Origin of the sequence: Pseudomonas sp. JV245A (assembly GCF_032424515.1) — a bacterium.
Lineage (GTDB): Bacteria > Pseudomonadota > Gammaproteobacteria > Pseudomonadales > Pseudomonadaceae > Aquipseudomonas > Aquipseudomonas protegens.
On sequence record NZ_VYKE01000356.1, the window covers coordinates 1 to 1,615 of the forward strand.

The 1,615-nt window shown below is 62.3% G+C and carries 2 protein-coding genes; both read right to left on the bottom strand.

All coding sequences use genetic code 11. The features are described 5' to 3' along the window. Positions 1–44: 44 nt before the first annotated feature. A complete protein-coding gene (locus tag F6S12_RS31570) occupies positions 45–1,202 on the bottom strand; it encodes a betaine/proline/choline family ABC transporter ATP-binding protein (RefSeq protein ID WP_015634138.1) in 1,158 nt (385 codons plus the stop codon). Then, positions 1,199–1,615: ABC transporter permease (locus F6S12_RS31575; RefSeq protein ID WP_315869836.1), on the bottom strand; the 417-nt coding region annotated here is incomplete at its 5' end. The genes F6S12_RS31570 and F6S12_RS31575, both read right to left, overlap by 4 nt.

A 1,615-nucleotide genomic window follows, 5' to 3' on the forward strand; every position in this document is an offset into this window, starting at 1 on the left:
GAGCAAGCGCCCTCGCCACAGGTTGGTTATTGGCTATTTATTGATCAGGCGACCACTGTTTCAGCCGGCGAGACGATATTGGTCTTCATCCCCCGCGAACGCCCGGAGCTCAGGTAGGCGGCGATGGATTCCTGAGTCACCTCGCCCAGGAACACCCGCTCGGCATCCATCACCGGCAGCCACGAGCGGTTGAACTCGTACATGCGCGACAGAAGAATCCGCAGGTGTTCGTCGTAGGCGGCTGTAGCGTTGAACTCTCGCAGGAACTGGGCGCAGGTGCCGGTCTGACGGTGCAGGTCGCGACGACGTACATAACCCAGAGCCTTGTTCTCGGCACAGGTCACCACCACGTAGCGCCGGTCGTGTTCGTCCATCAGTTCCAGGGCGTCGGCTACCGGGGTTTCCGGGCTGACCGACGGGGCGTTGTCCGCGGCGTCTTCGGCCTTGACCAGCAACAGGCGTTTCAAGGTGCTGTCCTGGCCGACGAAGTTGCTGACGAAGTCGTCCGCCGGGTGCGCCAGCAGGGTGTCGGGGTGATCGATCTGCAGCAACTTGCCGGCACGGAAGATGGCGATCTTGTCCCCCAGCTTGATGGCTTCGTCGATGTCATGGCTGACCATGATCACGGTCTTGTTCAGCGCCCGCTGCATCTCGAAGAATTCATTCTGGATCATCTCGCGGTTGATCGGGTCCACCGCGCCGAAGGGCTCGTCCATCAGCAGCAGCGGGGCGTCCGCCGCCAGGGCGCGGATCACCCCGATGCGCTGTTGCTGGCCACCGGACAGTTCCCGTGGGTAGCGATGCAGGTACTGCTTGGGTTCGAGCTTGATCATGCTCATCAGCTCGCGGGCCCGGTCGTGGCATTTCTGCTTGTCCCAGCCCAGCAGGCGTGGCACCACCACGATGTTTTCCTCGATGGTCATGTTGGGGAACAGGCCGATCTGCTGGATCACGTAGCCGATGTTGCGGCGCAGGGTCACTTCGTCGAGATCGGTGGTGTCCTCGCCATTGATCAGCACCTTGCCCGAGGTGGGCATGATCAGGCGGTTGATCATTTTCAGCGTGGTGCTCTTGCCGCAGCCGGAGGGCCCGAGGAACACGCAGATCTCGCCTTCATTGACGGTCAGGCTTACCGAGTCGACGGCTTTGACATCCTTGCCGTTGCTGCGAAAGGTCTTGGTCAGGTTTTGAAGTTCGATCATTTCAGGAGTCCTTTTGGAGTCAGCGAGCGTTGCAGCCATTGCAGAAGCAGGTCGGCGAAGATGGCCAGGAGACTGACCAGCACGGCGCCGACGATCAGCATCGACATGTCGCTGCGGCTGATGGAAGCAAGAATGAGTACGCCCAGGCCGCCGGCGCCGATGGTGGCGGCGATGGTCATGACGCCGATGTTCATCACCACGGCGGTGCGTACCCCGGCGAGGATCACCGGCACCGCGATCGGCAACTCGACCATGCGCAGGCGCTGGCCGAAGGTCATGCCGATGCCGCGGGCGGCTTCACGAATGCCCGGTTCGACGCCGGTCAGCGCCAGGTAGGTGTTGCGCATGATCGGCAGCAGGGAATAGAGGAACACCGCGGTGATAGCCGGTAGCGGGCCCAGGCCCTGGCCGAA